This is a genomic window from Candidatus Cloacimonadota bacterium (assembly GCA_034722995.1).
Lineage (GTDB): Bacteria > Cloacimonadota > Cloacimonadia > JGIOTU-2 > JGIOTU-2 > JAGMCF01.
In genome coordinates, this window is the sequence record JAYEOL010000002.1 from 20,217 (window position 1) to 28,569 (window position 8,353).

Here is an 8,353-nt window from a genome sequence, read left to right on the forward strand (position 1 = left end):
GTTCTTTTCATAAAATCATTTAATTATTTGTCAACTTTTTTAGTTATTTTTATTATCTTACAGAATTTTCTTTTACCAACTTTTATTACCATACTATCCTCAATTTTTATATTAAGTTCAATATTATCAATTATCTTTCCATTTACAGAAACTGCTCCTTGTTGTATCATTCTTCGAGCCTCACTACCGGACGCACATGATCCAGAATCTCTTAATAAATCAACAATCCATATTTCATCTTTATTTATTGTATATAAAGGCATCTCATTCGGCATTTCTTTTTCAGCAAAGACCTTCTGGAAATGTGCTTCTGCTTTTTGCTCTGCTTCCTTTCCATCGTATAATGCTACAATCTCTCTTGCCAGTCGCATTTTTATTTTTTTGGGATTCTCCTTTCCTTCTTCCAAAATTTTGTCTACTCTTTCTACTTCTTCAGAACTTATATCGGTAGCAAGTTTAAAATAGTTCATAATAACAGAATCAGGTATGGACATCACTTTGCCATATTTATCTTCTGGCGAGTCAAAAATAGCGATGTAATTATTCAGGCTCTTACTCATCTTTTCCTTGCCGTCAGTTCCGAATAATATTGGTGATAATATTGCAATCTGTGATTCCATTCCCATCATTCTTTGTAGTTCCCTTCCAGCTAATATATTGAATTTTTGTTCTGTTGCACCAAGTTCAATATCAGCATTTATTGCAATAGAATCATACGCTTGTAAAAGTGGATATAGAAGCTCATGCAAAGATAATGGCAACCCTTCTTCGTATCGTTTACGAAAAGTTTCGTGAGCCATAAATTGTGCCAGTGTAAATTTTGACATCATATTTATTACATCCTCTAAACTCATTTTCGTAAACCATTCAGATTGCCATCTAACTTCAGTTTTCTCCGGGTCTAATATCTTATACAGCTGACCCATATATTTTTCTGCATTTCGTTTCACTTCATTTGCAGAGAGATGTTTTCGCGTTTCATCTAAACCTGTTGGGTCTCCAATTTGAGCGGTAAAATCCCCTATAACAATCACGCCAATATGTCCAAAATCTTGAAAATCGCGCATCTTACGGATTGGAACCATATGACCAATATGCACATCATAGCCAGTCGGGTCAATGCCATATTTTATACGAAGAGGTTTTCCTGTTTTTTCAGATTTTCTAAGTTTTTTGATAAGTTCATGCTCAGGAATAATTTCTTCAACCTCGTTTTTTATCACTGCTAAAACTTTTTCTAAATTCAAATCTACTCCATTTTATAAATATAAAGAATTTTATGGCTTATATTCTTGACAACAAATATAAGAAAGAAATCCTGCGTATACCTCTATACGAGGTAGATTTTATTGGTGTTGAACCTGGGTCTGAAACTTACTGGTTGAACTGTTTCAACCGATTCAACTGACTTTTTGGTGCTGAAGAGGGGACTTGAACCCCTACTCCGATATATCGGAACTAGGTCCTGAACCTAGCGCGTCTGCCAATTCCGCCACTTCAGCATAGGTAAAAAATCTTATATGATTTTTTTATAGTCAAGAAAATTGTAATGCAATCGTCTTTAATTGCATACATAATTTAGAATTAGAAAATTTGAAAGAGATTATGACAAAAAAAGAGGTAGAGAAAATTTTGTTTGATTGTGGTGCATTTCTAAAAGGACATTTTCTGCTCTCTTCTGGACGACATAGTGAATATTATATTGAAAAAATCAAGATAATACATGAACCTGATAAGGTCCAAAAGGTTTGCTCTGAATTGGCAGACAAATTCAAAAACTTCAACTTTGATGTTGTGATTAGTCCGGCAATGGGAGGCATTGTTCTTGGTTATGAGGTTGCGAAAATATTGTCCAAAAAATTCATCTTTACACAAAGAGAGAATAATAAAATGACAATCAGAAATGGATTTGAACTTCATCCAGATGAAAAAGTTCTTATTATTGAAGATGTTATGACCACTGGAAGAAGTGTATTTGAAGTCATAGATTGTATAAAAAAAATAGGTGCACAAATTATGGGCATTGGCTTAATTGTGGATAGAAGTTGGGGCAAAGTAGACTTTGGCTTTCCTACAAAATCTCTGTTAACACTCAACATCAAGACGTATCTGCCTGAAGAGTGCCCTCTTTGCAAAAAAAATATACCGATAACTAAACCCGGATCAAGGAAAATGTATAACGCATACAGGAGATAAAAAAATGAAAAAACACGATTTAGTATTTCAACAATTATTAATGTCATTCCAGATGCAAGGAATGATTACTATGGGTAAAATTATGAATCCGGCAACTCAAAAAATTGAAAAGAATTTACTTATAGCCCAATCAACTATTGACACATTAGAAGCATTAAAAGAAAAAACAAAAGGCAACCTAAATGAGGAAGAGCAGAAACTGATTGACCGCATAATTTATGACCTGAAAATGAATTATGCTGATGAGGTTACCCGAGAACAGAAAAAGAAAAAAGAGAAGGAAGCAAAAAAGAAAAAAACTGCTGATGAGAATAAAGATAAAGTTGATAAAAATAAAGAAGAAAAAACTAATAAAGCAGAATAAAAAATAAAATTTATTTGGAGTCCACTTCTCCAGAAGCGGATAATAATTAAACTCAAATCCAATCTGGAGATTGGAACTCCAAAATTATAGGAGTTTATAAATATGAAATTAGTGGAATGTGTCCCAAATTTCAGTGAAGGAAGAGATAGAAACATTATTAAACAAATCACTGATGCAATTGAAGCAGTTGAAGATGTAACTCTTCTTGATGTTGACCCTGGAGCAGAGACGAACAGAACCGTTGTAACATTCGTTGGCACACCAGCGGGAGTGGAAGAAGCCGCATTTCAGTCAGTTAAAAAAGCATCGGAAGTAATTGATATGCGAAATCATAAAGGTGCACATCCAAGAATGGGTGCTACTGATGTTTGCCCTTTTGTTCCTGTGTCTGAAGTAACAATGGATGATTGTATTAGAATCTCAAAAAAAGTAGGAAAAAGAGTTGGAGAAGCATTACAGATCCCTGTCTATCTTTATGAAAATTCTGCTTTAACTCCAGAGCGAAGAAATCTTGCTTATGTAAGAAAAGGAGAATATGAAGGACTTGAAGAAAAACTGAAGAATCCAAAATTTAAACCAGATTTCGGACCTGCTAAATTTAATTCTAAAGCAGGTGCCTTGATTACAGGAGCAAGAGAATTCTTAATCGCTTATAATATTAACCTTAATACAAGAAATGTAAAAAAAGCCAAAGAGCTTGCGCTTATTATCCGTGAAAAAGGCAAAAGAAAACGAGATGATAACTTCCAGCCAGTTCGTGATAAAGATGGCAAAATAATACAGATTCCCGGATTATTTAAAAATGTTAAAGGCATTGGCTGGTATATTCCAGAATATGGTCAGGCACAAATTTCAATAAATTTCACAAATTATAAAATATCTCCTCCACACATTGTTTTTGATAAAGTAAGAGAATTGGCTCTGGAAAGAGGTTTGGTTGTAACTGGCAGCGAATTGGTTGGATTGGTCCCTCTTGAAGCTATGCTTATAGCAGGTAAATATTTTTTACAAAAGCAGAAAGTTTCTTATGCTGTTAGCGAAAAGGAGCTTGTTCATATTGCCACAATTTCTTTAGGATTAAGTGATATCGTGCCATTTAATCCTGATGAGAAAATCATTGAATATCGCATTGCAAAAAAGGGGTTATTGGTTGATAAAACTATAACTGATTTTGTTGATGAACTTGCTTCTGACTCACCCGCACCTGGTGGAGGAAGTGTTGCTGCATTTTGTGGAAGCCTGGCTGCTGGCTTAACATCAATGGTGGGAAACCTTACAGTTGGAAAGCGAAAATTCAAAACTTCTGAAGAAAGAATCGCTTATAAAGAAAACGAGAAATTAATGATGGAGATGGCATATAAAGCTCAAATATTAAAGAAAAAATTATTGAATGCTATTGATGAGGATACTGAAGCCTTCAACAAGTATATGTCTGCAATGAAACTCCCCAAGAAAACTGATGATGAGAAAGAAATCCGTAAAACTGCCATTCAAGAAGCTATAAAAAATGCAACCGAAGTTCCACTTAATACAATGAAACTTTGCTATGATGTTATCAAATTATGCAAAGCAGCAGCAGAAAAAGGCAATCCTAATGCTGCATCCGATGCGGGTGTTTCTGCAATCACTGCATTAACAGGAGTTAAAGGAGCATTCCTTAATGTAAAAATAAATCTCCCTGGTATTGAGAATAAACAAATCAAAAGTGAAATTTTATCTGAAGCTGAAGGAATTCTTAATGATTCAAAAAAATTGGCTGATAAGGTTGAGAAATTAGTTTTAGAGAAGTTGGGATAAACCGCCTGCCTTCGTATTAACTTCGGCAAGGCAAGCGAATTACATGAATTCACCCCGTGAAATAGATTATTTATCTCCTTGCTACAACCTTTATTTTCTTGTATTTTACGGGGTGAACACAAATTATTTGATATCTCATAAGATTTACAATCTTAAACTTTTTTAAAAATTTACTAAAAAAACTTGACATTATAAATTTAACTATTAAATTATTGAATAGTTAATTATCAACTAATAAATTATTCAGGAGTGCTTATGAATAAAAACGAATTAATAGTTTTAGGTTTACTTAACGAGAAACCAGCCTATGGTTATCAACTAAGAAATATTATTAAAGAAAAAAGGCTTGATAAGTGGGGAATTTCTAAACAGCCATCAATTTACAGTACGCTCAATAAGCTGGAAAGAGAGGGAAAAATTATCGGCAGAAAAGAGCAACATGGAAATATGCCTCCAAGTATTATCTATTCTTTAACAGATAAAGGCAAAAAATCTCTTAAGCAAAATGTAGAAGAAGCTCTGGCATCTAAAAGCAAACCAGTGAATCCGTCTATCATTGGAATTGCTTTCATAACAGGAACTACCAAACAAAAAGCCATACAAATTTTAAGAGATAATCTGGATTACCTCAACCAACAAGTAGATCTTATAAATGACAAAAGTGAAGAAATAAAAAATCAAAATCTTGGATTTAATTGGCAATTCCTTATTGATTTTGCAAAAGATATTCGCCCAGTTGTCAAAAAAAGCATGGAAAAACTTATTAAAAAAATAGAAGAAACTGATGAATCTTACTTTTATCAAGAAAATAATGGAGAAGAAAAATGAGAGTACATGGTTTTTTAATTTTGTTGCTTATTTGTAATTCTTTATCTGCTATAAGTCTTGATGAAGCTAAGAAAATGGCAGAGGAGAATAACAAATACTTCCTTTCACAAAAGGCAAATCTAAATCAAGCAAAATGGAATGAATATAATGCTATTACCAACTTTTTACCAAAGTTTTCTCTTAATGAAACTGCCATAAGATTGGATGATAATACTTATAATAAGGCAATCCAGACCGCTCAAATACCCGTTTTCAATTCTAATGGGATTCCTACTGGTGATTATATACCTTTTTCGCCTTCTGCAATGTCAGGTGGAATGTATAGGACAACATACACAACTCAATTGGCAATTCAACAACCAATTTTCAATGGCGGAAAAATACTTATAGGATATCAGATTGCAAAGTTAGTAAAAGAACAGGCATTGTTAAACCTGGAAAGTGGTAAAAATGACTTAAATTATCAAGTTGCAGAAACCTATCTGAATTTGTTGAAATTGTCTGATGTAAAAAAAATCTCTGAAAAAGCCCTTGCATCAAGTAAGTCGCATTTAAAAATGGTTACTGACAAGTATGAACAGGGTATTGTAAAAAAATCCGATGTGTTGCAGTGGAAAGTAAAGGGTGAAAATGATAAAATTGCTTTAGAAGAAGTTAACAATAGCATAGAAATTCTAAAAACATTATGGAAAGATTTACTCGGTCTAAAAAATTCTGATAATCTTCCAATGCCAGATGAAATTGATTTTATACAATACGAAAATGAAATTGAGAAATATGCTGAAATAACCGAAGAAGAAATAGATAGAGAAATTGATAAGATTCTTACACAGGCTGAAATAACAAATCCAGATATAAAAAGTTTAGAAATAGTAAAAAAAATTTCTAAAAAAGGTTATCTTATTGCTAAAGGAAATTTCTTACCTTCAATAAATCTTCAATTTCAAAAGCAATTTGAAAGTGATGATAAATTGGATTTTGATGGAGAAGATAGCTGGAATTTAATGGCAGTTGCTTCATTTCCTATTTTCCAGAGTGGTGCAAATCTAACTAATCTAAAAAGAAGTAAATATGAATATTTGAAAACAAAACTGCAACTGGATGATGCAAAGGATAAAATCTTGATGGGAACAAAGAATAGTTTCTATAATCTTGTTACAAAAGCAAAAAAGGTCAATAGTGCCAAAGTTGCTTTTAAAAATGCAAAGGAGAATCATAAAATTCTAAACGACCTCTATGAACAAGGAATGGTAACGAATACGGAACTTTTAGATGCTGAAATCATACTATTTAATGGAGAAATGAATCTAACATCTGCATATTATGATTATATTCTTGCAAAATATAATCTAAATAAATTTATAAAAGAATAATGAAATCCTGCCACAAAGTCACCAAGACACAAAGTAAAAACATCTATTTCAGTTTTTTAATTATCTTAGTGCCTTTGGGTCTTTGTGGTAAAATAAAATAGTGAGGAAAAAATGAAAAAAATTATATGGAAACTAATCATCTTAACACTGGCTGTATTGATTATACTGACTGCATGTTCTAAAAAAGAAGAGAATAAGACAGAAGTAGAAAGCATCGGCAAAAATTATGTAAAAGTAGCGCTGGTAGAGCAAAAAACTATTGCGGAATTTTTGCTTTTTACAGGTCAATTAGAAGCTGTTCAGGAAGCATATATTGGCTCCGGGATGTCGCTAAGAATTAAGGATATCCTTGTAGATGAAGGTGATTTTGTTAATGAAGGAGATGCACTGGTATTGATGGATGATTCACAACTAAAGCAGGCTGAAGCACAATTTGTCGCCACTGAAAAAAATTACAATAGAATAAAAATATTGAAAGAAAAGGGGAGTATAAGCAATGAAACCTATGACAAGGTAGAAGCAGCTTACAAAGCTGCAAAAGCTGGATACGAATTTATGAAAAGTAATACTGAAATAACAGCCCCTTTTTCTGGAATAATAACAACAAAATTAAAAAAGGCTGGTGAAGAATTTACTCCAATGATGGGTGGAGCAATTCTGAAACTCGTTAATATAAATGAATTAAAAATAAAAGTTTGTATCTCTGATAAAGATATAAATCTTGTGAAGAAAGACCAAAATGCCAAAATTTATGTAGATAGCTACCCAGATGAAGTATTTCGTGGTATTGTAAACTATGTTTCCCCAGAAGCGGATATGATGTCTGGAACATTTATTTGTGAAATTCTAATTGATAACACAGATGCAAGATTAAAACCAAGACAATATGCAAGAGTAAAAATTATAACTGCTGAAAAAAAAGACGCTGTTGTGGTTCCACAAAAGGCTGTGGTTAATGATAATATGATATTTATAGTGGAAAATGATAGAGCAATTAAAAGAACTGTTACATTGGGTATACAAAATGAAGATGAAATTGAAATAGTAAAAGGCATTCTGCCTGGCGAGACAATTGTTATAAGTGGGAATGTTGGGTTAAAAGATAGTGCCTTAGTAGTTGTGAAATAATCCAGTGATGATATGAGCCACAAAAACACACAAAAGTACACGAAAAAATTAATAATATCAAAGTATTTTGACTTATCAGTAGCAAGTAGCAATGAGACTATCGACCTTACCAATGAAAAAAATTATATTTTGTGAATTTTCGTGTGATTTCGTGGCTAAATAATTTTGACTTATCAGTAGCAAGTAGCAATGAGACTATCGACCTTACCAATGAAAAAAATTATATTTTGTGAATTTTCGTGTGATTTCGTGGCTAAATAATTCAGAGGAGAAATAATGAAGCTACCAGAATTTTCTGTAAATAGAAAAGTTACTGTGATAATGCTAACAATTTTAACAGTTATTTTAGGTATAGTTGCTTTTACACAACTTGGGTTTGAGATGCTGCCAGATTTAAATTATCCTACTATTTCAATTGTGACTACATATCCCGGCGCTGCATCCGAAGATGTAGAAGAGATGATTACAAAAACATTAGAAACATCAATCGCAGGAGTAAAGAGAATAAAAAATATCAAATCCGAAAGTATGGAAGGCATATCTTTGATTATGGTTGAATTCGTCTGGGGAACGAATCTGGATTTTGCCGCACAGGATTTGCGCGATGCAATTGATCAGAGTTTGGATTATTTGCCAGGTGATGCAAAACGACCGATGGTGATGAAAC

General features: G+C 32.8%; 8 protein-coding genes and 1 tRNA gene. 7 read left to right on the forward strand and 2 right to left on the reverse strand.

The genetic code is table 11. The annotated features are described in order from the left end of the window. Positions 1–23 precede the first annotated feature (23 nt). On the reverse strand, positions 24–1,247 hold the full coding sequence (gene tyrS, locus U9R23_00245; protein MEA3474871.1) for a tyrosine--tRNA ligase: 1,224 nt from the start codon (positions 1,245–1,247) through the stop codon (positions 24–26). Between the two features lie 166 nt (positions 1,248–1,413). Further along, positions 1,414–1,502, reverse strand: a tRNA-Leu gene (locus tag U9R23_00250). 103 nt (positions 1,503–1,605) lie between these two features. On the opposite strand from U9R23_00250, the gene pyrE reads away from it, so the two are divergent. The 7 genes from pyrE to U9R23_00285 all read left to right on the forward strand — a co-directional run. Beyond that, positions 1,606–2,196, forward strand: a complete 591-nt coding sequence (pyrE, locus tag U9R23_00255; protein ID MEA3474872.1) for an orotate phosphoribosyltransferase — start codon at positions 1,606–1,608, stop codon at positions 2,194–2,196. 4 nt (positions 2,197–2,200) lie between these two features. Then, on the forward strand, positions 2,201–2,560 hold the full coding sequence (locus U9R23_00260) for a DUF1844 domain-containing protein (GenBank protein MEA3474873.1): 360 nt from the start codon (positions 2,201–2,203) through the stop codon (positions 2,558–2,560). A 102-nt stretch (positions 2,561–2,662) separates the two neighbouring features. Further along, positions 2,663–4,357, forward strand: a complete 1,695-nt coding sequence (ftcD, locus tag U9R23_00265) for a glutamate formimidoyltransferase (protein MEA3474874.1) — start codon at positions 2,663–2,665, stop codon at positions 4,355–4,357. A gap of 255 nt (positions 4,358–4,612) precedes the next feature. Next, on the forward strand, positions 4,613–5,185 hold the full coding sequence (locus tag U9R23_00270; protein ID MEA3474875.1) for a PadR family transcriptional regulator: 573 nt from the start codon (positions 4,613–4,615) through the stop codon (positions 5,183–5,185). Continuing rightward, positions 5,182–6,558, forward strand: coding sequence for a TolC family protein (locus U9R23_00275; protein ID MEA3474876.1), 1,377 nt, complete (start codon positions 5,182–5,184; stop codon positions 6,556–6,558). The genes U9R23_00270 and U9R23_00275 overlap by 4 nt, the downstream gene beginning before the upstream one ends. A 111-nt stretch (positions 6,559–6,669) precedes the next feature. Beyond that, positions 6,670–7,686 carry an efflux RND transporter periplasmic adaptor subunit gene (locus U9R23_00280; protein MEA3474877.1) on the forward strand — a complete coding sequence of 339 codons (1,017 nt, stop codon included), beginning with the start codon at positions 6,670–6,672 and terminating at the stop codon, positions 7,684–7,686. A 276-nt stretch (positions 7,687–7,962) separates the two neighbouring features. Further along, positions 7,963–8,353, forward strand: a 391-nt coding sequence (locus U9R23_00285; GenBank protein ID MEA3474878.1) for an efflux RND transporter permease subunit, incomplete at its 3' end; no start/stop codon positions are given.

Excerpts from the sequence above, each read along its gene's own strand:
- pyrE (MEA3474872.1), top strand. The coding sequence starts at position 1,606 with ATGACAAAAAAAGAGGTAGAGAAAATTTTGTTTGATTGTGGTGCATTT.
- U9R23_00270 (MEA3474875.1), top strand. The coding sequence starts at position 4,613 with ATGAATAAAAACGAATTAATAGTTTTAGGTTTACTTAACGAGAAACCA.
- U9R23_00260 (MEA3474873.1), top strand. The coding sequence starts at position 2,201 with ATGAAAAAACACGATTTAGTATTTCAACAATTATTAATGTCATTCCAG.
- U9R23_00280 (MEA3474877.1), top strand. The coding sequence starts at position 6,670 with ATGAAAAAAATTATATGGAAACTAATCATCTTAACACTGGCTGTATTG.
- ftcD (MEA3474874.1), top strand. The coding sequence starts at position 2,663 with ATGAAATTAGTGGAATGTGTCCCAAATTTCAGTGAAGGAAGAGATAGA.
- U9R23_00275 (MEA3474876.1), top strand. The coding sequence starts at position 5,182 with ATGAGAGTACATGGTTTTTTAATTTTGTTGCTTATTTGTAATTCTTTA.